The following is a 20,708-nucleotide window of genomic DNA, read 5'->3' as shown; positions in this document are numbered from 1 at the left end:
TGCGCGAGTTCCTGATGAGCCGACGGGCACGGGTGTCCCCGGCCGAGGCGGGTCTGCCGGACGGCGGGGCCCGGCGGCGCACGCCCGGGCTGCGGCGCGAGGAGGTCGCCGTTCTCGCGGGTGTGGGTGCGTCCTGGTACCAGTGGCTGGAGCAGGGGCGTGACATCTCGGTCTCCCCGCAGGTTCTCGACTCGGTGGCGAGGGTGCTGAAACTGAGCGGTGCCGAGCGACGCCATCTGTATCTGCTGGCGGGTCTGAATCCGCCGCCGCCGGAGGCCGAGCCCGACCGGCGGGACATGTACGAGGGGCTGCGGCGGCTGATCGACACCTGGATGCCGTATCCCGCGCACATCATGGACCCGTACTACAACTGCGTGCTCTACAACGACGCCGCCGGCGCGGTGCTGGGCATGCGGCCGGACATCACGCAGAACTGCGTGGTCGACTTCTTCACCGACCCCCTGTACCGCTCACGGTCCAAGAGCTGGGAGCGCAACGCGCGCACGGTCGTCGCGCAGTTCCGGGCGGCGAGCGCGGCGCGGCCCGACGACGAGGGTTTCCAGACGCTGCTGGCCGAACTGACCGAGATGAGCCGGGAGTTCGCGGCGATGTGGGCGGAGCGGGACATCGAGGACGCCGGGCAGATCCGCAAGGAGCTGGAGCATCCGCTGGTCGGGCTGCTGGTCGTGGAGTCCACGGCGATGCGGGTGCCCGCGCGGCCCGATCTGACGGTCGTGCTGCACACACCGCTGGACGAGGCGAACACGGCGGCGAAGCTGGAGTGGCTGGCGTCCCCGGAGGGGCGGCGCGGGGCGATGTACCCCGTGGCCGGATGACGGCCGCGGTGGTACGTATGCTCGGATCATGACCGACAGCAGTGCGCTCGACCCCGAGGACCGCAAGATCGTCACCCTGGCCCGTTCGGCGCGGGCCCGCAACGGTGTGCCCGAGGGGGCGGCCGTACGGGACGACACCGGACGTACGTATGTCGCCGCGACCGTCGCTCTTCCGTCACTGGAGCTGAGCGCGCTGCGGACGGCGGTGGCCATGGCGGTGGCCTCCGGGGCGAAGTCGCTGGAGGCGGCGGCCGTGGTGACCGAGGCCTGGTCGGCCTCGGAGCAGGACCGTGCCGCGGTGGCGGACCTGGGCGGACCGCAGACTCCGGTGCTGGTGGCCGGGCCCGACGGGACGGTCCGCAGCACCGTGACCGCAGGCTGAAAACCGGCCGTTTCAGAGTCGTCCGGAATTCGTCCTTGCCGTTTCTTCATCCCACGGGCATCAATGGAACCGGTAGTTCCGACGGTCCGTCAGATCCGCCCGTTCACCCCCCACCCGGCGTACCGCACCACGCCCGGCCGACGGCCCGTACGGATCTCTCCCAACCATCCCCACATGGCAGTTCCCAGCTTCGGGAAGGGAGCCGGTTCCTCATGAGAGCCACACGTATCACCTCAGGTGCGGCCATGGCGGTGGGGGCCCTCGCGGTCGCCTCGCTCGCGTTCGCCCCCAGCGCGCTCGCGGTCACCCCGCAGTCGGCGACGCTCACCGCCGACTGCGGCAGCTTCGGTGGCGGCGACGCCACGCTCACGGCCACCCAGGACGGCACGTCGGCCACCATGACGCTCACGTCGTCGGCGGTCACCGCTCCGATCGCCCTGTCGGCGGACTCGATCTCGTCCACGTTGACCTTGGTCAAGGCGAGCGGTGGCACCACCGACTTCACCGGTACGAAGAACCCGGCGATGGCGGCCGGTGACCCCGTCACCGTCGGTCCGCTCAGCGGCACCGTGGCCTCCGGCGACAGCCTGGAAGCCTTCGGCGGCTCGCTGAAGATGACCGTCTTCGGCATCACCATCACCTGTACGGCGACCGGCCCGCAGTCACCCGGACCGTTCGTGTTCGACTGAGCCGGCCGGCGCTGAACCGCTGTACGTGGACCGTCAGTTCCCGCACTCACGGGACTGACGGTCCATCAGTTCAGTTGCGTCATCTCCATTGACTTCTCACGCGATCCCCACATCAATGCCCCCAGTGAGCGCACAAGGAAGGGGGCACACCCATGGGTTCGACAACCCGAAGACGCCGCTTGGCCTCGCTGCTGGGCGCGACCGCGCTCGCGGTCTCCGCGGGTGCGGCGCTGGCCTGTCCGGCCGGCGCAGCCACCGACGTGGACTTCGCCACGCACTGCATCCCGCCCGCCGTCGCCGGCATCCCGCCGATCGACGGCACCACCACCGCCAACGTCGCGGTGGACAACGCCAGTCCGAAGGTCGGTGACACCGTCACCGTCACCTACACCGTCGTCAAGCCCGCCGCCAACAACCCCACCGCCATCGCCCTGCCGGCCGACATCATGACGCCCACCGGCAAGGTCACCCTCGGCGGTGCGCAGACCGGTGACGTCACCGTCGCCGGACCGAAGAAGAACGATCCGGTGCCGGGCAACGGCGCCTTCCCGTCGTTCTCCATGACCGGCACCTTCAAGGTCACCTCGCCCGGCGCGATCACCCTCTCGCCCGGCGACTACAACATCCACACCAGCTACATCCTCGAACTCGACACCCCGTGCACGGTGACCGACCCGCCCGCACCGGTCTCCGCCACCGTCACCGCGACCGACTCCACCCCCGTCAACAACCGGGCGATCTCGCTGAGTTCGGCCTCCGGCAACGTGGGCGACCCCGTCACCGTCAGCGGCAGCAACTTCACCGCGGGCGCGACCGTCACCCTCGCCGGACGCTCCGGGGACACCCAGACCGCGGACACCGCGACCGTCACCGCAGCAGCCGACGGTTCCTTCAGCGGCACGCTCGTGGTCAACGACAAGACCACGACAGGCGTGGTGGCCTACGAGGGCAGTACGTGGAGCGCCGACAAGGGGGCGGGCCCCGCCGCCTACGTCGTCAACGACACCACGCCCGTCCCGGACGGCAGCCAGAAGCTGACGACCACGGTGAAGGCCGGCACGCTGGCCATGTCCCAGGCCGGTGACGCCGTCGCCCTGTCGGCGGTCGACTTCGGCAAGGGCGGGGCCTCGACCGGCGCCCTGCACTCCGTCACCGTCAAGGACTTCCGCGGCGGGCCCGCGGGCTGGTCCCTGACCGGCAAGGTCACCGACTTCACCGGTCCCGGCGCCAAGATCGATGCCGGGAAGCTGAGCTGGAGCCCCGCCTGCGCCACCAAGGCGGGCAGCCCGAGCACCTGCCAGGCCGGTTCCGCGGGCACGGTGGGCAGTTCGGGCGCGACCCTGGCGTCCACCCCCGACGGCACGCTCACCGGCGGTGAGTTCACCGCGGACGCCGGGCTCTCCCTGGACGTACCGGCGTTCACGCCTCCGGGCTCGTACTCCGGTGTCCTGACCCTCACGCTCTCCTGACCGCACGGGCGCCCGCACCCGCCCGTCCCACCTCTCGCCGTGGGGGGCCGCACCCATGCGCAAGCTGTACGTCCTCGTCCTGGGCCTGCTCCTCGCCGCCCTCGCCGCACCCGCGCACGCCGCCGACAACGGCAGCTGGTCCGTCTACCCGGCCGCGACACAGATCGCCGCGCGCCCCTACTTCTATCTCTCCGCCGACCCCGGTACGACCCTCCGGGACAAGGTGGTCGTCGCCAACAAGACCGGCGGGCCGCTGACCTTCCGGCTGTACGCGGCCGACGCCTACAACACCGCGCGCGACGGCGGATTCGCCGTACGGACCGTGCACGAGAAGCAGCGCGGCGTCGGCGCCTGGGCGAGGCCCGCGAAGGCGCGCGTGACCGTCCCCGCGCACGGCAGAATCACCGTGCCCTTCACGCTGAAGGTCCCCGAGGGGGCCGAACCCGGCGACCACCCGGGCGCCCTGGTGGCGCTCGACGAACACGTCGACCAGGGCGACGGCTCACTCGCGCTCGGTGTCCAGCGGGCCGTCGCGGCCCGCGTCTACCTCCGCGTCGGCGGCCCGACCCTGCCCGCGATCGCCGTCGAGAACGTCCATGTCGTCCACCACCAGCCCCTCGTCCCCGGCCTCGGCGACAGCACGGCGACGATCTCCTACACCCTGCACAACACCGGCAACGTCACCCTCGACCCCAAGGTGGAACTCAGGGCCAAGGGCCTGTTCGGCCGTACGCTGCTCGACCGCGGCCTGACCCGCGTCCCCGCCGAACTGCTGCCCGGACAGCGCGTGAAACTCACCGAACCGTGGCAGGGTGCGCCCCAACTCGACTGGGGCCGGGTGACGTTGACGGCGAGCGCGCAGCACACCCGCGAGTCGGCGAGCGCGTCGTTCTTCTCGCTGCCGTGGCTGGTGGCGCTGGTCCTGCTCGTGGTGGTGGTCGTGGGCGTCGCGCTGTTCCTCAGAGCGCGTCGGGACCGCGCTCGCCCGTCCGCACGCGTACGACCGTCTCGACCGGCACCGCCCACACCTTCCCGTCCCCGATCTTCCCCGTCTGCGCGGCCTTGACGATCGCGTCGATCACGGCGTCCGCCTCCTCGTCCCCGACGACCACGTCGATGCGGACCTTCGGGACCAGGTCGACCTGGTACTCGGCGCCGCGGTACACCTCGGTGTGCCCGCGCTGGCGGCCGTACCCGCTGGCCTCGGTCACGGTCAGGCCCTGCACACCGAGTTCCTGGAGGGCGGTCTTCACCTCGTCGAGGCGGTAGGGCTTGACGATCGCGGTGATCAGCTTCATGCCTGGCTCTGGACCTTCTGGGTGGGGGAGAGGACGGAGGACGAGACCGGAGCGCCATGGCCCAGGACGCCGTGATCGTATGCCGTCTCGGCGTGCACCGTAAGGTCCAGGCCGGTGTGCTCGTGCTCCTCCTCCGCGCGGAAGCCCATCACCTTGTCGATCAGCTTGGCGAGGCCGAAGGTGACCAGGAAGGCGTACGCGGCCACGGCCACCACCGCGACCAGTTGCTTGCCGAGCTGGGCGAGCCCGCCGCCGTAGAGCAGACCCTCGGCGGAGCCCGTCATGGCCCTCTCGGCGAACACGCCGATCAGCAGGGTGCCGATGACGCCGCCGACCAGGTGGACACCGACGACGTCGAGCGAGTCGTCGTAGTTGAGCTTGAACTTCCAGCCCACGGCGTACGAGCAGACGACACCGGCGGCGAGACCCACGACCAGGGCGCCGAGCAGGGAGACCGTCCCGCAGGACGGGGTGATGGCGACCAGGCCCGCGACCGCGCCGGAGGCCGCGCCCAGGGTGGTGGGGTGGCCGTCGCGCTTCTGCTCGACGAAGAGCCAGCCCAGCAGGCCGGTGCAGCCGGCGGCGAGGGTGTTGAGGAAGGCGGCCGCGGCGAGGCCGTTCGCGCCCAGGGCCGAGCCCGCGTTGAAGCCGAACCAGCCGAACCAGAGCAGGCCGGCCCCCATCATCACCATCGGCAGGTTGTGCGGGCGCATCGCGTCCTTCTTGAAGCCGAGCCGCGGGCCGAGGACCAGGCAGAGCGCGAGTCCGGAGGCGCCGGAGGTGATCTCGACGGGCAGGCCGCCGGCGAAGTCGAGGGCGCCGAGGTGGGACACGATCCAGCCGCCCGGACCCCACACCCAGTGCGCGACGGGAACGTATACCAGCAGCGCCCAGACGGGCACGAAGACCAGCCAGGCGGCGAACTTGGCCCGGTCCGCGATCGCCCCGCTGACCAGGGCCGCCGTGATGATCGCGAAGGTGAGCTGGAAGGTGGCGAAGAGCAGGGTGGGCACGGTGCCGTGCAGGCTGTCCGGGCCGAGCCCGGCCATCCCGGCGTGCTTCAGACCGCCGATAAGACCGCCGCCGACGTCGTCGCCGAAGGCGAGCGAGTAGCCGGCCGCCAGCCACACCACGGTGACCAGGGCGATCGACACGAAGCTCATCATCAGCATGTTGAGGACGCTCTTCGTGCGGACCATGCCGCCGTAGAAGAGGGCGAGGCCCGGTGTCATCAGCAGGACCAGGGCGGTGGCGGCGAGCAGCCAGGCGGTGTCACCGGTGTCTGCGTGCGTGGCGGCGAAGGTCACGGGCGTCTCCATCGGGGTGGGGGCTCGTCGAAGCGTCACCGGCCCGCGTTTCCGGATGTGCACGGGTGTGTTTCCACGGTGTTTCGTTGCGTTCAGGTTTCCTGGATCTCACAGGGTGGACAGCCGCGGGGCGGGCGGCGATCAACCGTCGGTGCGGCGGGGCTCTGTGGATCAGGGAGAATGGGCCGCATGAGCGTTCGCAGTCAGTCATCCGGGTCGTCGCAGCCGCCCCAGGCCGCCCACAGGTCGGGCTTCGCCTGCTTCGTCGGCCGCCCCAACGCGGGCAAGTCCACCCTCACGAACGCTCTCGTCGGGCAGAAGGTCGCCATCACCGCGAACCAGCCGCAGACGACGCGGCACACCGTGCGCGGGATCGTGCACCGCGAGGACGCCCAGCTGATCCTGGTCGACACCCCGGGGCTGCACAAGCCGCGCACCCTGCTCGGCGAGCGGCTGAACGACGTGGTGCGCACCACCTGGGCCGAGGTCGACGTGATCGGCTTCTGCCTGCCGGCGAACGAGAGGATCGGCCCCGGCGACCGGTTCATCGCCAAGGAACTGGCGGGGATCAAGAAGTCGCCGAAGGTCGCGATCGTCACCAAGACCGACCTCGTGGACTCCAAGGCCCTGGCCGAGCAGCTCATCGCCATCGACCAGCTGGGCAAGGAGCTGGGCATCGAGTGGGCGGAGATCGTCCCGGTGTCGGCGACTGGCGGCACGCAGGTGAGCCTCCTCGCCGACCTGCTGATCCCGCTGCTGCCCGAGGGCCCGCCGCTCTACCCCGAGGGCGATCTGACCGACGAGCCCGAGCAGGTCATGGTCGCCGAGCTGATCCGCGAGGCGGCCCTCGAGGGCGTGCGCGACGAGCTGCCGCACTCCATCGCGGTCGTGGTCGAGGAGATGCTGCCGCGCGAGGACCGCCCCGCCGACCGGCCGCTGCTCGACATCCACGCCTACCTCTACATCGAGCGCCCCAGCCAGAAGGGCATCGTCATCGGCCCCCAGGGCAAGCGCTTGAAGGAGGTCGGCATCAAGAGCCGCAAGCAGATCGAGGCGCTGCTGGGCACCCCGGTCTTCCTGGACCTGCACGTCAAGGTGGCCAAGGACTGGCAGCGCGACCCGAAGCAGCTACGGCGTCTGGGCTTCTGACGGCCTCAGGTCCTGCAGGCCCACCACCCGCAGCAGCTGCAGCCGCTCGTAGGACTCCGTGCCGGGGCGGGCGGTGTGGACGACCAGCTGCTGGTTGTGGCCGGAGTTGACGAGGACCTCGCAGTCCAGCTCCAGGACGCCCACCACCGGGTGCCGGAAGCGTTTCGTCGAGGCGCGCCGCACGGCCACCTCGTGCTCCTCCCACAGCCGGGCGAACTCCTCGCTGGCGGCGAGCAGTTCAGCGACCAGGGCGGCCGGTTCGGGGTCCGTGGGACGGGCCGCCGACACCGCGCGCAGACTCGCCACCTGCTCACGGGCGCGCTTCGGGCGGTCCTCGGGCGGGAACAGGTCCTGGGCAGCCGGGTCCAGGAAGAAGCGCCGGATGATGTTGCGCTCACGGGGCGGACGGGCGAGCGCGTCCCCGCTCAGCGCCCGCGCCATCGCGTTCTGCGCCAGGACCTCCCCGCAGTCGGTCACCACCTGCGCCGGGGTGTCGTGCAGCCGGTCCAGCACCAGCAGCAGGCCCGGGCGCACATGCGTGCTGGTGGCCTCCCGGCGCGGCGGCTCCTCGCCGGTCAGCAGGAAGAGATGGTCGCGCTCGTCCTCGGTCAGGCGCAGCGCGCGGGCCAGCGCGGTGAGCATCTGGCGGGAGGGGCGCGGGCCCCGGGACTGCTCCAGGCGCGAGTAGTAGTCCACGGACATGCCGGCCAGCTGGGCCACCTCCTCGCGGCGCAGCCCGGGCGTACGGCGCCGGGCACCGGCCGTGAGCCCTACGTCGGAGGGGTCGAGGCGGGCGCGGCCGCGGCGCAGGAAGTCGGCGAGTTCGGCTCGGTTCACCCCTCCAGGGTGCGCGCGTCCGCCCGGCTTATCCAGGGACTGCCGATCCCCTGATGAAGAGGTCTCTCCCGCCCGCCGCACCGGCCGCCGAGGCTGGAGGGGCAAGCAGGACGGTCCTGCGGGAGGAGCACATCATGCTGACTTTGGTGACCGGTACGACGGGACAGGTCGGGCGGCGCTTCGTGCCGCGGCTGCTGGCGCGGCGGCAGCCGGGCGAGCAGATCCGGGTCCTGGTGCGCGACGAGGCCCGCGGCGAGCGCTTCGCGGAGCTGGGCGCCCAGGTGGCCGTGGGAGACCTGCGGGACGAGGAGACGCTCGGCAAGGCGCTCGCCGGGGTGGACGCGGTCGTGAACGTCGCCGCCGCCTTCCGCGGCGTGCCCGACGAGGAGGCGTGGGCCGTCAACCGGGACGCCGCGGTGGCGCTGGGCCGGGCCGCGCAGACGGCCGGGGTGGAGCGGTTCGTGCAGGTCAGCACGAACAACGTGTACGGCTCCGGTCGCGGGCGCCCGCTGGTGGAGGAGGACGAGAGCAGGCCCGGCGGGCACATGTGGGGCGCCTATCCCGCCTCCAAGGCCGAGGCCGAGCGGGCGCTGCTGGCGATGGAGGGCCTGGACGTGCGCATCGCCCGGCTGCCGTTCGTCTACGGCGAGGGCGACCCGCACCTGGAGAACGTCATGGCCTGGGCGCCGCGCTGGGCCCCGCAGCAGCGGCTGCACATGGCCCACCACGCGGACGTCGCCCAGGCCCTGATGCGGCTGCTGTACGCGCCGGGCATCGCGGGCCGGATCTACAACGTCGGCGACGACGCCCCGGTCACCACCGTCGAGCTGTACCAGCTCAACGGCGTGGAGGTGCCCGCCGAGCTGTACGACAACACCGACCCCGACCCGTGGCACAACATCGTGGACACCCGGCGCATCCGCCGCGAGCTCGGCTTCCGGCCGATCTACCCGAGCGTGTACACCGCACAGGAGGCCGGGGCCCTGTGAGACCGCGCGCTGTGACGTCGTTCGGGCCCGGTCAGCCGGTCGGGCCGGCCGGCTGCCGCTGGGCCCGCAGCAGGTCGCGGAACCAGCGGTAGGAGGCTTTCGGCGTGCGGCGCTGCGTGGCGAAGTCGACGTGCACCAGTCCGAAGCGGCGCGCGTACCCCTCCGCCCACTCGAAGTTGTCGAGCAGCGACCACACGAAGTAGCCGCGCACATCGACCCCGGCCGTCACGGCGTCGTGCAGGGCCCGGACATGGCCGTCGAGGTAGGCGATGCGGTCCTGGTCGTCGAGGCCCTCGTAGGAGCAGCCGTTCTCGGTGATGACGACCGGCGGGAGGCGGTCGCCGTAGCGCTCCCGGAAGCCGGTCAGCAGTTCCGTCAGGCCCTCGGGCACCACCGGCCAGCCGAAGTCCGTCACCGGGACGCCCTCGATCTGCCGCACGGTGAAGGGGAGTTCGGCCGGGATCGTCAGTCCGCCGAAGTCGATGTCGGTGCCGTCGGGGGCGCCCACCCGGGTCGGCGCGTAGTAGTTGACGCCGTACCAGTCGAGGGGCTCGGCGATGACCTTCAGGTCCGACTCGACGTCGCCCGGCATCAACTCGCCCAACCCTTCGGGGTACTGGCCCAGCAGCAGCGGGTCCGCGAACAGCCGGTTGAGCAGCAGGTCGTAGAAGCCCGCCGCCTCCACGTCGGCCGGCTCCTGCGAGGCGGGCCAGGTCGGTCCGTGCGAGTTGGCGATCCCGATGTCCGTGGCACCGGCCGCGCGCAGCGCCCGTACCGCGAGTCCGTGGGCGAGCAGCTGGTGGTGGGCGACCGGGAGCGCGTCGAACATCAGCTGCCTGCCCGGCGCGTGCGCGCCCAGCGCGTGGCCCAACAGGGTGTGTTCCGCAGGCTCGTTGAGGGTGATCCACTTCCGCACGCGGTCGCCCAGCCGCTCGGCGACCTGCGACACGTACTCCGCGAACCGTGCCGCGGTGTCCCGCTCCAGCCAGTCCAGCGCGACCGGCAGGTCCCAGTGGAAGAGGGTCGGCACGGGGCGTATCCCCGCCGCGCACAGCTCGTCCACGAGCCGGTCGTAGAAGTCCAGGCCGCCCTCAAAGCGCACCCGCGGCCAGGAGATCGAGAAGCGGTACGCGTCCACGCCGAGGCCGGCGAGCAGGGCCACGTCCTCGCGGTAGCGGTGGTAGTGGTCGCAGGCCACCGACGCGTCCGAGCCGTCCTTGACGTGGCCCGGCTTTGCCGTGAAGGCGTCCCACACGGACGGCTCGCGCCGGTCGGCCGCGCCCTCGATCTGGTGCGCCGAGGTCGACACGCCCCACAGGAAACCGGCCGGGAAGCGGGGGATCGCCGTCGCCGCGGTGAACGGATCAGTCGCCATGCGCGGATCATCCGTACCCCCGGTGAGGGAAGTCAACGCCCGCGCATGAACGACCTGTTACCGGCTCAGGCTCCCTCCTTCAGCACCCGGGAGATCAGCGTGCGCTGCTCCTCCGTGAGCCGGGGATCCGCCGCGTAGAACGTCCTGCCGTCCACGGTGATCTCGTAGCTGAACCCGTCCGGGACGCCGACGGGCGGCGTGCTGTGCCCGCCGGCCACGGCCTGCTCGGCCAGGGCGTGCCATTCGCCCGCGTCGGGCCGCCCCGAGGTGTCCACCTCGGCGTGCCGCTCGATGCCCGCGAACCCACCCGTGCGCCGTACTCGAATACGCATGGGTCCGTGTCTAGTACGGAACTACGCCGTCCGCACCCCGACCCGTTCCCAGGCCTTCAGGACGGACTGCAACTCCTCGCCCTCGCCGAAGCGGGCCCTGGCCGCCGCGACCGTGAGCTTCGCGAAGTCCGCGAACAGCGCGTCCTTCTTGAGCTCGCCGCCGGTCAGGACGTCGTACCAGACCTGCCCCGCCTTCTCCCAGGCGTGGCCGCCGAGGGCCGTCGCGGCCAGATAGAAGGCGTGGTTGGGGATGCCGGAGTTGATGTGCACGCCGCCGTTGTCGCGGCCCGTGCGCACGAAGTCGTCCATGGTCGCGGGCTGCGGGTCCTTGCCGAGGACGTCGTCGTCGTACGCCGTGCCCGGCTCCTTCATGGAGCGCAGCGCCTTGCCGGTGACGCGCGGGGCGAGCAGTCCGGCGCCGATCAACCAGTCGGCCTCGGCGGCGGTCTGGCCGAGCGTGTACTGCTTGATCAGCGAGCCGAAGACATCGGAGATCGACTCGTTCAGGGCGCCGGGCTGGCCGAAGTAGGTGAGGTTGGCCGTGTACTGGGTGACGCCGTGGGTGAGTTCGTGGCCGATGACGTCGAGCGGGATGGTGAAGTCGAGGAAGATCTCGCCGTCACCGTCGCCGAACACCATCTGCTCGCCGTTCCAGAAGGCGTTGTTGTAGTCGTTGTCGTAGTGGACGCTCGCGTCCAGCGGCAGGCCGTCGCCGTCGATGGAGTGGCGCTCGTAGGCCTTCAGATACAGCTCGAAGGTGGCGCCGAGGCCCGCGTAGGCGCGGTTGACGGTGGCGTCCTTGCCCGGGTCCGAGCCCTCGGCGCGGACCTTCCTGCCGGGCAGCTCCGTGAGGTGGTGGGCGTCGTAGACGGTGCGGTGCGGCTGGTCGGCGGCCGCCCCCGCGGGCGCCGCGACGGCCGGGGCGCCCACAACCGTGGTCAGCCGGCGACGGGTGCGCTCGAGGGCGTCGCGCTCCAGGGTCCTGCGCGCGGCGGCGGCGAGTGCGGGGTCCTCGTGCTGGGACAGCTTGTCGAGGATGTGCGGAGGTACGACGGTGCAGAAGACGGGCTCGAAGCCCCCGTTGGTCTTCGTCATGCCCGGAACCATTGCACTGAGTTATCTGCGTGTCACTACCCGCAACCATGATTGGTGAAATATCGGGACAGCGGATCGCACTCTCTGTGACGAAGTGGTATGGCGCACGTTTTGCCCCGGTTGTCCTTCCGGTCCCGCATACTGATACGGCGCCCCGCATCCGGAGGGGCTCGGCTAGCATGCGGAGCATCATGCGTTTCGGGCTGCTTCTTCTTAGCTGCCGCGGCGAGGGCCTGTAGTCCAGGTCGACTCCCTCCCCGCGGAGCTTCGCGTTGCGTCGTCGGCCGTCCTGCCGGACATCCTGAGGAGCCCCGCAATCATGGCGAACCGCCAGCAGCCCAGCACCATGCCGATCCACAAGTACGGCCGCTACGAGCAGGTGGACATCCCCGACCGCACCTGGCCGGACCAGCGTGTCACCACCGCCCCCCGCTGGCTCTCCACCGACCTGCGCGACGGCAACCAGGCCCTGATCGACCCCATGTCGCCCGAGCGCAAGCGCCGGATGTTCGACCAGCTGGTCAAGATGGGCTACAAGGAGATCGAGGTCGGCTTCCCCGCCTCCGGCCAGACCGACTTCGACTTCGTACGGTCGATCGTCGAAGAACCCGGCGCGATCCCGGACGACGTCACCATCTCCGTGCTGACCCAGGCCCGCGAGGACCTGATCGAGCGGACCGTGGAGTCGCTGAAGGGCGCCAGGCGCGCCAACGTGCACCTCTACAACGCCACCGCCCCGGTCTTCCGCCGGGTCGTCTTCCGCGGCTCCAAGGACGACATCAAGCAGATCGCCGTGGACGGCACCCGCCTGGTGGTGGAGTACGCCGAGAAGCTGCTGGGCCCCGAAACGGAGTTCGGCTACCAGTACAGCCCCGAGATCTTCACCGACACCGAGCTGGACTTCGCGCTGGAGGTCTGCGAGGCGGTCATGGACGTCTGGCAGCCCGGCCCGGGCCGCGAGATCATCCTCAACCTGCCCGCCACGGTGGAGCGTTCGACCCCGTCCACGCACGCGGACCGCTTCGAGTGGATGCACCGCAACCTCTCGCGCCGCGAGCACGTCTGCCTGTCCGTCCACCCCCACAACGACCGCGGCACGGCCGTCGCGGCGGCCGAGCTGGCCCTGATGGCCGGCGCCGACCGCATCGAGGGCTGCCTGTTCGGACAGGGCGAGCGCACCGGCAACGTCGACCTGGTCACCCTGGGCATGAACCTGTTCTCGCAGGGCGTCGACCCGCAGATCGACTTCTCCGACATCGACGAGATCCGCCGCGTGTGGGAGTACTGCAACCAGATGGAGGTCCACCCGCGCCACCCGTACGTGGGCGACCTGGTCTACACGTCCTTCTCCGGCTCCCACCAGGACGCCATCAAGAAGGGCTTCGACGCCATGGAGGCCGACGCGGCCGCGAAGGGCGTCACCGTCGACGACATCGAGTGGGCGGTCCCGTACCTGCCCATCGACCCCAAGGACGTCGGCCGCTCCTACGAGGCGGTCATCCGCGTCAACTCGCAGTCCGGCAAGGGCGGGGTCGCCTACGTGCTGAAGAACGACCACAAGCTGGACCTGCCGCGCCGGATGCAGATCGAGTTCTCGAAGCTCATCCAGGCCAAGACGGACGCCGAGGGCGGCGAGGTCACCGGCTCCGACATCTGGGCGGTCTTCCAGGACGAGTACCTGCCGAACCCGCGGAACCCGTGGGGTCGGATCCAGGTCAAGAACGGTCAGTCGACGACCGACACGGACGGGGTGGACACCCTCACGGTGGAGGCCACCGTCGACGGCGCCGACACCGTCCTGACCGGCTCCGGCAACGGTCCGATCTCGGCCTTCTTCGACGCCCTGCAGTCCATCGGCATCGACGTACGGCTGCTGGACTACCAGGAGCACACGATGAGCGAGGGCGCCTCCGCGCAGGCCGCCTCCTATATCGAGTGCGCGATCGACGACAAGGTTCTGTGGGGAATCGGGATCGACGCGAACACGACGCGTGCGTCGCTCAAGGCGGTCGTCTCCGCCGTCAACCGAGCCGCCCGCTGACCCCTTTGACCGGGCTTTTTCGCGCCCCGACCGCCTGTGCACGGCGGTCGGGGCGCCGTCGTTTATCGGCCATCGGTTCGTGGAGGTCACGGAAAGGTCTCGTCCGGGGTACTGACTCAGCTGTAAGGATGTGGCTAACATCACGCCAGCGGCGATGGGGCCGCGGGGTGAGGAGGTGCGACGTGCTGCCAGTACGGGGACGAGACGGCCGAGCCGGCAGGCCTGCGCGCATCCTGGGCACCCGAACCGCGTGGACGCCCGTCGGGGACGGGGAGTTCTTCTGCCCCGGCTGCGGGGGCGACCGCAACTACCAGCGCCTGACCGGGCACCGGCGCTTCGTCGTGCTCGGCGTGCCCGTGCTGCCGCGCGGCGAGACCGCACCGGTCGTCGAATGCGCCGCCTGCAGCCGCCACTTCGGCACCGACGCGCTCGACCACCCGACCACCACCCGCTTCTCGGCGATGCTCCGCGACGCCGTGCACACCGTCGCCCTGGCGGTGCTCACCGCGGGCGGCACCTGCTCGCGCAGCGCCCTGGAATCCGCCGCCGGCACGGTCCGCGCGGCCGGTTTCGACGACTGCACCGAGGACCAGCTGAACGCCCTCGTCGAGGCCCTCGCCTCGGACACCGGCCGGTCCTACGACCAGTCCTGCGGCGCCGGGCTCGCCATCGAACTCCACGAGGCCCTGGACCCCCTCGCCGCCCACCTGGCCCCCGTCGGCCGCGAGTCCATCCTCCTCCAGGGCGCCCGCATCGCCCTCGCCGACGGCCCCTACACCCCCGCGGAACGCGACGTCCTGACCACCGTGGGCGCGGCCCTGACGATCTGCTCGGACGACGTGAGCAGGTTGCTGGCGGCAGCGGCGCGGACGCCGTCCTGAGCGGACCGCTCCCGCATCGGGGCCACCCGGCCGCGGTGCGTGGTTCCGCTCCCGCGTACGGCCACGATGCTCTGCCCTGAACAGCCGCGCGGCCGACGTGCCCCCTGCGGCGGGCAGCGGCGCGGAGTCCGTCCAGAGCGGGAACCTGGCTGCCGCCCGAGGCGGAGCGGTCGATCCTGCGGATGGCTGCCCGGGCGGGGCGGCGTGGCGGCGGACTCGTCGTCCGGCGGTCGCGCATGGGGTGTCCGGCTGCGGGATGGGGTCTGCTCTTGCGGGCGGCCGTGGCGTGCCGGGCGTAGCGGGTGGGACGTTGCGGGCTTCGTAGGGGCGAGGTTCCGAGTGTCGTGGGCGTGGTTCTGAGCAGCCGCGCGGCCGACGTGCCCCCTGCGGCGGGCAGCGGCGCGGACTCCGTCCTGAGCGGGCACCTGGTTACCGCCCGCGGACAACCGCGCCGTGTCCTGCCGTTGTCCCGTGCCACCGCTCCCGCCGGATGCCACCGCGGCCCGGCGGACACGCCGCCCGGGTGGAGCAGCCCAGCGGTGGACCGGCCGTTCGCCGGTCGCACACCGGGGGGGCGTCCGGCTGCGCTGCGGGACCTCGCTTGCGCGGGTTGTCGTGGCTGCCGGGTGTCGTGGGTGGGGTGGCCCCAGCCGCGTGGATTGCGTGCCCCGGCGGCAAGGCCGTGCCCCGCTCCGAGCCGGAGGCTACTCCCGTGGGAGTAACGCCGCCGCCGGGCCTCCCGGCGCAGTAACCCGTAACTCGCCCCCAGGCCCGACGAACGAGCCCTCTCGCCCCGGGAGTCTGGAAGCGACCCAGACAACCCGACCGGAGGGGAGGCCCGCTCATGGGGGCCGTAAGGACGCGAGCAGGTGCGCGGCGTGTGGTGCCGTGGGTGGTGGTCGGGTTGTGGGTGGCGGTGCTGGTGGTCGCCGGGGCGTTTGCCGGGAAGTTCGGCGGAGCCCAGGAGAACCGGCCCGTCCACTACCTCCCCGACAGCGCCGACTCCACTCAAGTGGCCCGTATCCAGGACGAGTTGCCCGGCGGCCAGGCCACCGACCTGGTGCTCGTCTACCACCGCGACGGCGGCCTCACCGCCGCCGACAAGCAGAAGGCCGGTGCACAGGTCGCCGAGGTCGGGCACCGGTACCGGCTGACCGGCACCCCCAAGGGCGTCCCCTCCCGCGACGGCACCACCCTCATGTACCCGGTCTCCAGCAGCGAGCCCGGCCCGGACAGCAAGGCACGGGCCGACTTCGTCGACCATGTGCGCGCCATCGCGGACGGCGGCGCCGGACTCAGCGCCGAGGTCGGCGGTCCCGGCGCCGTGAACGCCGACATGAACAAGGTGTTCGGCACGGTCGACGGCACCCTGCTCTACGCCACGCTCGGCGTCGTCACCACCCTGCTCATCCTGATCTACCGCAGCCCCTTCCTCTGGCTCGTACCGCTCGCCTCCGCCGGGGTCGCCGCCGGCCTCGCGATGGCTGTCGCGTATGGCCTCCACGAAGGCTTCGGCGTCACCATCACCGGCCAGAGCGGCGGCGTCATGACGGTCCTCGTCCTCGGCGCGGGCACCGACTACGCCCTGCTGCTCATCTCCCGCTACCGCGAGGAACTACGCCGCCACGAGCAGCCGTACGAGGCCATGCGCGCCGCCCTGAAGGGCTGCGGCCCGGCGATCGTCGCCTCCTCCGGCACCGTCGCCGCGGGACTGCTGTGCCTGCTCGCCGCCGACCTCAACAGCAGCAGCGGCATGGGCCCGATCGGCATGGTCGGCGTGCTCTCCGCCCTCGTCGCGATGATCACCCTGCTGCCCGCCCTGCTGGTCCTCCTCGGACGCCGCGTCTTCTGGCCGATGATCCCCGCGTTCGGCAGCACCTCCAAGGCGCGCCGGTCGCTGTTCGCGGCCATGGGCGACTCGGTCGCGCGCCGCCCGGCCGCCGTGCTCGCCCTGGGTGCCGTCCTCCTCGGCGCACTCGCCCTCGGCGCGCTCAACCTGCCGGGCACGCTCAAGCAGGAGGACTCCTTCAGCGACAGCCCCGAGTCGATCACCGCAGCCCGCACCCTGAGCCACGCCTACCCCGAGCGCAGCAGCCAGCCGATCACCGTCATGGCCCCCACCGCGAAAGCCGGAGCGGTGCTCGCCGAGGCCCGCTCGACGGACGGCGTCGCGCAGGCGGCGGCCGCACGCAGCGGGTCCGGCTGGACGGAGATCACCGTCGTCTCCACCGCGGCCCCCGAGTCGCCGGGCGAGACGAAGACCATCAAAGCCCTGCGCGCCGGGCTGGACGACACCTACGGCGCCCATGTCGGCGGACCCGGCGCCCAGCAACTCGACCTGGCCGCCGGACAGTCCCGTGACCGCGAGGTCGTCGTGCCGCTCGTGCTCGCCGCCGTCTTCGTCATCCTCGTAGGACTCCTGCGCAGCCTCGTCGCGCCGCTGATGCTGCTCGTCGCCGTGGTCGCGGTGTGGGGTGCGGCGCTCGGCATCGGCGGGCTGGTGTTCGGGCCGGTGCTCGGCTTCCACGGCACGGACCCGGGACTCGGCCTGCTGTCCTTCGTCTTCCTGGTCGCCCTCGGCGTCGACTACGGCATCTTCCTCATGCACCGCATGCGCGAGGAGTCCCTCGCCGGCGCCGCACCGCGCACGGCGGCGCTCACCGCGCTGCGCACCACCGGCGGGGTCATCGCCTCCGCGGGCGTCGTGCTGGCCGCGACGTTCGCCGTGCTGACCACGCTGCCCCTGGTGGGGATGGTCGAACTCGGCTTCGTGATCGCGGTGGGCGTCCTGCTGGACACGTTCCTGGTGCGGACGTACCTCGTCACGACGGCGAGCGTGCTGCTCGGGCGCCGGGTCTGGTGGCCCGGCCGGCTGTCGCGCGCACCGCAGCCGCAGCCGGTGCCCCGGCAGCCGGAACCCGTGTGAAGCTGAACACCGTGGAGCACACGACGACGGCGAAGGGCCCGCGGCCGGGCGAGCGGATCATGGCGGCCGTCAACCGCGATCCGCGCACCGCCCCGCACGGCACCCGCAACGACGCGATCCTCGCGACGGTGCTCGCCGCCGTCGCCGTGTGCACGGCGCTGTTCACCGACGCCGCCCGCCGCCCGGACGCCGCCGGCTGGGTGCTGCTGCTCGCCTGCCATGTGCCGCTGGTGTGGCGGCGCCCCTATCCGCTGCTCACGCTCGCGGCGGTGGCCGCGCTGGTGGTGCCGTACCACGCCCTGCACAACAACCCGCTGCCGCCCACCCCGGCCGGCTACGTCGCGCTCTACACGGTCGCCGTCACCCAGCGCCCCCTGCGCACGGTCCTGACCGGCGCCACCGTCCTCGGCATCGCGGTGACCACGATGCTCACCATCAACACGCACCAGGCCATCGAACTCCTGCGCACCTCCGGCTGGATCATCGCCACCCTGTTCTTCGGCGTCGACGTCCGGTACTACCGCCAGTACGTCGCCTCGATCGTCGAACGCGCGGAACGCGCCGAGCGCACCCGCGAGGAGGAGGCCCGCCGCAGGGTCGCCGAGGAGCGGCTGCGCATCGCCCGCGACCTGCACGACCTGCTCGCCCACACCATCACCCTCGTCGGCGTCCGCACGTCCGTCGCCGCGCACGTCCTGACCGCCGACCCCGAACGCCTGGACCGGGAGACGATCGCGAAGGCGCTGGACGAGATCGCGGAGACCTGCCGCACCGCACGCGGCGAACTGCGCACCACCCTGGAGGTGCTGCGCGCCGCCGCCCCCGGCGAGGGCCGCGGCCCCCTGCCCGGCCTCGACGGGCTGCCCGACCTGGTGGAGACGGCCCGGCTGGCGGGCGCGCGGGTCGAGCCCGCGGTACGGGTGGAGCAGGCGCCGCCCGCCGTCGGCGCCGCCGCCTACCGGATCGTGCAGGAGGCGCTGACCAACGCCGTACGGCACGCGGGGCCCGAGCCCCGCGTACGGGTCGAGTTGTACGAGGACAAGGGCTCGCTGCGCCTGTCCGTCACCGACGACGGCACCGGACCCACCCCGGGCGGCACCCCCGGCTTCGGGCTCGTGGGGATGCGGGAGAGGGCCCGCAGCGTGGGTGGCACACTCGACGCCGGGCCGTGCCCGGAGGGAGGGTTCGCGGTGCGTGCCGTACTGCCGCTGACGACCGCTGTGGAAGGGACGCGATGACGATCCGCGTGCTGCTCGCCGACGACCAGACCCTGGTGCGGGCCGCGTTCGCCATGCTCGTCGAGTCAGCGCGGGACATGGAGGTCGTGGGGCAGGCGGGCTCCGGCCGGGAGGCCGTGGCGCTGGCCCGCGGCGCGCGCCCCGACCTGGTGGTGATGGACATCCGCATGCCCGACCTGGACGGCATCGAGGCGACCCGGCTGATCGCCGCCGACGAGGATCTCGCGGGCGTCCGCATCCTGGTCCTGACCACCTACGACACCGACGAGCACATCGTGGAGGCGCTGCGCGCGGGCGCCTCCGGGTTCCTGGTCAAGGACACCCGCCCGGCCGAACTCCTCGACGCCATCCGCACGGTGGCCGCCGGGGAGGCGCTGCTGTCGCCGGGGCCCACGGGACGGCTGATCGAGCGGTTCCTGCGCAGCCCGTCGGCGCCCGCGACCGGCGGCCCGGAATGCCTGTCCGACCGTGAGCGCGAGGTGCTGACCCTGCTGGCGCGCGGGCTCAACAACACCGAGATCGGCGAGGCGTTGGGGCTCAGCCCGCTGACCGCGAAGACCCATGTCAGCCGGATCATGGGCAAGGTCGGCGCACGGGACCGGGCCCAGCTCGTCATCCTCGCCTACGAGTCGGGACTGGTGACTCCGGGAACGATGTGACGGTGACCTTCCTGAGCCGCACCTTCCTCGCCGCCCTCGTGCTCCTCACCCCGCTCACGGCCCTCGCACCCGCCTCCGCCGCCACCGGCTGCACCTCGTCACTGCCGTACACGGCGGGACAGGGCGGCTACGACACCTTCCGCATCCCGGCGGCGGTCACCACCCGCCGGGGCACGCTCCTCGCCTTCGCCGAGGGCCGGCACAACAGCGCGGGCGACACCGGCAACATCGACGTCGTGCTGCGCCGCTCCCACGACGGCGGCTGCACCTGGGACCCGCTGCAGGTGGTGGCCGCCGGGGACGGGGACACCCGGGGCAACCCGGCGCCCGTCGTCGACCCGCGCACCGGCGCCGTCGTCCTCGTCACCTCCTACAACAGCGGTGCCGTCACCGAGGCGCAGATCATGCGCGGCGAGGTCACGCGCGAGGAGAGCAGACGGGTCTTCGTGCAGCGCAGCACGGACGACGGGCGGCACTTCACCCCGGTGCGGGACATCACGGACCAGGTGAAGCCCGCCAGTTGGCGGTGGTATGCGACGGGTCCCGGCCACGCGGTCGCGCTGACCCGCGGACGGCACGCCGGTCGGCTGCTGGTCCCCGCCAACCACTCCGCGGCCCCGCCCGCCGGCTCGTCCGACACCGGCCAGGAGGCCAAGTACTACGGCGCGCACGCCCTCTACAGCGACGACGGCGGCCGCACCTGGCAACTGGGCTTCGTCGACGACTCCTACGACGGGACCGACAACTCCAACGAGTCCACGGCCGCCCAACTGCCCGACGGGCGGCTCTACTTCAGCGCCCGAGATCAGAACGGCAGCAGCGTCGGCAACCGCCTCGACACCTACTCCAGCGACGGCGGCGAGAGCCTCGACCGCCCCTACGCCGTGCAGCCCACGCTCGACGACGTCCCGGTGGTCGAGGGCAGCGTCCTCCAACTGCGGGGAATGGACGCGCCGTTGCTCTTCTCCGGCCCGTCCGTGCCGACCGCCCGCCGGGCCATGGCGATCTGGCGCAGCACGGACGGCGGCCAGACCTTCGCCAGGGCCCTGACGCTCTCCGAGCAGCCCGCCGCCTACTCCGACCTGGTGCAGGTCGACCGTCGCACGGCCGGGATCCTGTACGAGACGGGCACGACCGGGACGTACGACACGATCGAGTTCCGGCGGCTCCCGGTCGGCGACCTCTAGGCGATCTTTGGGCGCTCC

At 71.9% G+C, this 20,708-nt stretch carries 19 protein-coding genes; 13 read left to right on the top strand and 6 right to left on the bottom strand.

Annotation, left to right across the window (positions count from 1 at the left end):
- Window positions 1-14 precede the first annotated feature (14 nt).
- The 5 genes from JYK17_RS12805 (at window position 15) to JYK17_RS12785 (ending at window position 4,442) form a co-directional block, all read left to right on the top strand.
- Entirely contained in the window at window positions 15-836 is an 822-nt protein-coding gene (locus tag JYK17_RS12805) for a helix-turn-helix transcriptional regulator (RefSeq protein ID WP_261995688.1), read from the top strand.
- 28 nt (window positions 837-864) lie between these two features.
- On the top strand, window positions 865-1,218 hold the full coding sequence (locus JYK17_RS12800) for a cytidine deaminase-like protein (protein WP_222810397.1): 354 nt from the start codon (window positions 865-867) through the stop codon (window positions 1,216-1,218).
- Window positions 1,219-1,430: 212 nt separating this feature from the next.
- Complete coding sequence (locus JYK17_RS12795; RefSeq protein ID WP_222810396.1) at window positions 1,431-1,907, top strand: hypothetical protein; 477 nt, start codon at window positions 1,431-1,433, stop codon at window positions 1,905-1,907.
- Between the two features lie 152 nt (window positions 1,908-2,059).
- The gene (locus JYK17_RS12790; protein WP_222810395.1) at window positions 2,060-3,376 is read left to right on the top strand and encodes a WxL domain-containing protein; all 1,317 of its coding nucleotides are present in this window, start codon (window positions 2,060-2,062) and stop codon (window positions 3,374-3,376) included.
- Between the two features lie 55 nt (window positions 3,377-3,431).
- Window positions 3,432-4,442, top strand: coding sequence for a WxL protein peptidoglycan domain-containing protein (locus tag JYK17_RS12785; protein ID WP_128802978.1), 1,011 nt, complete (start codon window positions 3,432-3,434; stop codon window positions 4,440-4,442).
- Here the strand turns inward: JYK17_RS12785 and JYK17_RS12780 are convergent.
- Window positions 4,336-4,674, bottom strand: coding sequence for a P-II family nitrogen regulator (locus JYK17_RS12780; protein ID WP_128802979.1), 339 nt, complete (start codon window positions 4,672-4,674; stop codon window positions 4,336-4,338). The genes JYK17_RS12785 and JYK17_RS12780 overlap by 107 nt on opposite strands.
- Complete coding sequence (locus JYK17_RS12775) at window positions 4,671-5,993, bottom strand: ammonium transporter (RefSeq protein WP_108007613.1); 1,323 nt, start codon at window positions 5,991-5,993, stop codon at window positions 4,671-4,673. The genes JYK17_RS12780 and JYK17_RS12775 overlap by 4 nt, the downstream gene beginning before the upstream one ends.
- A gap of 177 nt (window positions 5,994-6,170) precedes the next feature.
- Between JYK17_RS12775 and era the strand changes: the two genes are divergently transcribed.
- Window positions 6,171-7,130: a GTPase Era gene (gene era / locus JYK17_RS12770; protein WP_164932245.1), complete on the top strand. Its 960-nt coding sequence runs from the start codon at window positions 6,171-6,173 to the stop codon at window positions 7,128-7,130.
- Here era and JYK17_RS12765 read toward each other — a convergent pair.
- Entirely contained in the window at window positions 7,110-7,967 is an 858-nt protein-coding gene (locus tag JYK17_RS12765; RefSeq protein WP_108007615.1) for a helix-turn-helix transcriptional regulator, read from the bottom strand. The two genes, era and JYK17_RS12765, sit on opposite strands and share 21 nt — an antisense overlap.
- A gap of 134 nt (window positions 7,968-8,101) precedes the next feature.
- On the opposite strand from JYK17_RS12765, the gene JYK17_RS12760 reads away from it, so the two are divergent.
- Entirely contained in the window at window positions 8,102-8,956 is an 855-nt protein-coding gene (locus JYK17_RS12760; RefSeq protein ID WP_222810394.1) for an NAD-dependent epimerase/dehydratase family protein, read from the top strand.
- A 31-nt stretch (window positions 8,957-8,987) separates the two neighbouring features.
- Here JYK17_RS12760 and JYK17_RS12755 read toward each other — a convergent pair whose 3' ends face one another.
- The 3 genes from JYK17_RS12755 to JYK17_RS12745 all read right to left on the bottom strand — a co-directional run bounded on the left by JYK17_RS12755 (window position 8,988) and on the right by JYK17_RS12745 (window position 11,758).
- Window positions 8,988-10,331: a GH1 family beta-glucosidase gene (locus JYK17_RS12755; RefSeq protein WP_128802980.1), complete on the bottom strand. Its 1,344-nt coding sequence runs from the start codon at window positions 10,329-10,331 to the stop codon at window positions 8,988-8,990.
- A 65-nt stretch (window positions 10,332-10,396) separates the two neighbouring features.
- Window positions 10,397-10,663 (bottom strand): protealysin inhibitor emfourin, encoded by a 267-nt coding sequence (locus tag JYK17_RS12750; RefSeq protein WP_128802981.1) that lies wholly within the window; start codon window positions 10,661-10,663, stop codon window positions 10,397-10,399.
- Window positions 10,664-10,684: 21 nt separating this feature from the next.
- Window positions 10,685-11,758 (bottom strand): M4 family metallopeptidase, encoded by a 1,074-nt coding sequence (locus tag JYK17_RS12745; RefSeq protein ID WP_222810393.1) that lies wholly within the window; start codon window positions 11,756-11,758, stop codon window positions 10,685-10,687.
- A gap of 319 nt (window positions 11,759-12,077) precedes the next feature.
- Between JYK17_RS12745 and leuA the strand changes: the two genes are divergently transcribed.
- From leuA to JYK17_RS12715, 6 genes are all read left to right on the top strand, one after another.
- The gene (gene leuA / locus JYK17_RS12740) at window positions 12,078-13,799 is read left to right on the top strand and encodes a 2-isopropylmalate synthase (protein WP_108007620.1); all 1,722 of its coding nucleotides are present in this window, start codon (window positions 12,078-12,080) and stop codon (window positions 13,797-13,799) included.
- A gap of 182 nt (window positions 13,800-13,981) precedes the next feature.
- The gene (locus tag JYK17_RS12735; RefSeq protein WP_108007621.1) at window positions 13,982-14,680 is read left to right on the top strand and encodes a TerB family tellurite resistance protein; all 699 of its coding nucleotides are present in this window, start codon (window positions 13,982-13,984) and stop codon (window positions 14,678-14,680) included.
- An 844-nt stretch (window positions 14,681-15,524) separates the two neighbouring features.
- Window positions 15,525-17,606, top strand: coding sequence for an MMPL family transporter (locus tag JYK17_RS12730; protein WP_222810392.1), 2,082 nt, complete (start codon window positions 15,525-15,527; stop codon window positions 17,604-17,606).
- 59 nt (window positions 17,607-17,665) lie between these two features.
- The gene (locus JYK17_RS12725; RefSeq protein WP_108008050.1) at window positions 17,666-18,844 is read left to right on the top strand and encodes a sensor histidine kinase; all 1,179 of its coding nucleotides are present in this window, start codon (window positions 17,666-17,668) and stop codon (window positions 18,842-18,844) included.
- A complete protein-coding gene (locus JYK17_RS12720; RefSeq protein ID WP_108007623.1) occupies window positions 18,841-19,503 on the top strand; it encodes a response regulator in 663 nt (220 codons plus the stop codon). Before JYK17_RS12725 ends, JYK17_RS12720 begins: the two co-directional genes overlap by 4 nt.
- A gap of 2 nt (window positions 19,504-19,505) precedes the next feature.
- Complete coding sequence (locus tag JYK17_RS12715; protein WP_108008051.1) at window positions 19,506-20,690, top strand: sialidase family protein; 1,185 nt, start codon at window positions 19,506-19,508, stop codon at window positions 20,688-20,690.
- The last annotated feature ends 18 nt before the right edge of the window (window positions 20,691-20,708 follow it).

This window comes from Streptomyces plumbidurans (assembly GCF_019857225.1).
Taxonomy (GTDB): domain Bacteria; phylum Actinomycetota; class Actinomycetes; order Streptomycetales; family Streptomycetaceae; genus Streptomyces; species Streptomyces plumbidurans.
The sequence above is the reverse complement of the archived record's forward strand: the minus strand, read 5'-3'. Positions and strand labels throughout refer to the sequence as shown.

What these genes read in the sequence shown, in the direction of transcription:
- JYK17_RS12805 (WP_261995688.1), top strand. Translation starts at nt 15, where the DNA reads ATGAGCCGACGGGCACGGGTGTCCCCGGCCGAGGCGGGTCTGCCGGAC.
- JYK17_RS12800 (WP_222810397.1), top strand. Translation starts at nt 865, where the DNA reads ATGACCGACAGCAGTGCGCTCGACCCCGAGGACCGCAAGATCGTCACC.
- JYK17_RS12795 (WP_222810396.1), top strand. Translation starts at nt 1,431, where the DNA reads ATGAGAGCCACACGTATCACCTCAGGTGCGGCCATGGCGGTGGGGGCC.
- JYK17_RS12790 (WP_222810395.1), top strand. Translation starts at nt 2,060, where the DNA reads ATGGGTTCGACAACCCGAAGACGCCGCTTGGCCTCGCTGCTGGGCGCG.
- JYK17_RS12785 (WP_128802978.1), top strand. Translation starts at nt 3,432, where the DNA reads ATGCGCAAGCTGTACGTCCTCGTCCTGGGCCTGCTCCTCGCCGCCCTC.
- JYK17_RS12780 (WP_128802979.1), bottom strand. Translation starts at nt 4,674, where the DNA reads ATGAAGCTGATCACCGCGATCGTCAAGCCCTACCGCCTCGACGAGGTG.
- JYK17_RS12775 (WP_108007613.1), bottom strand. Translation starts at nt 5,993, where the DNA reads ATGGAGACGCCCGTGACCTTCGCCGCCACGCACGCAGACACCGGTGAC.
- era (WP_164932245.1), top strand. Translation starts at nt 6,171, where the DNA reads ATGAGCGTTCGCAGTCAGTCATCCGGGTCGTCGCAGCCGCCCCAGGCC.
- JYK17_RS12760 (WP_222810394.1), top strand. Translation starts at nt 8,102, where the DNA reads ATGCTGACTTTGGTGACCGGTACGACGGGACAGGTCGGGCGGCGCTTC.
- JYK17_RS12755 (WP_128802980.1), bottom strand. Translation starts at nt 10,331, where the DNA reads ATGGCGACTGATCCGTTCACCGCGGCGACGGCGATCCCCCGCTTCCCG.
- JYK17_RS12750 (WP_128802981.1), bottom strand. Translation starts at nt 10,663, where the DNA reads ATGCGTATTCGAGTACGGCGCACGGGTGGGTTCGCGGGCATCGAGCGG.
- JYK17_RS12745 (WP_222810393.1), bottom strand. Translation starts at nt 11,758, where the DNA reads ATGACGAAGACCAACGGGGGCTTCGAGCCCGTCTTCTGCACCGTCGTA.
- leuA (WP_108007620.1), top strand. Translation starts at nt 12,078, where the DNA reads ATGGCGAACCGCCAGCAGCCCAGCACCATGCCGATCCACAAGTACGGC.
- JYK17_RS12730 (WP_222810392.1), top strand. Translation starts at nt 15,525, where the DNA reads ATGGGGGCCGTAAGGACGCGAGCAGGTGCGCGGCGTGTGGTGCCGTGG.
- JYK17_RS12725 (WP_108008050.1), top strand. Translation starts at nt 17,666, where the DNA reads ATGGCGGCCGTCAACCGCGATCCGCGCACCGCCCCGCACGGCACCCGC.
- JYK17_RS12720 (WP_108007623.1), top strand. Translation starts at nt 18,841, where the DNA reads ATGACGATCCGCGTGCTGCTCGCCGACGACCAGACCCTGGTGCGGGCC.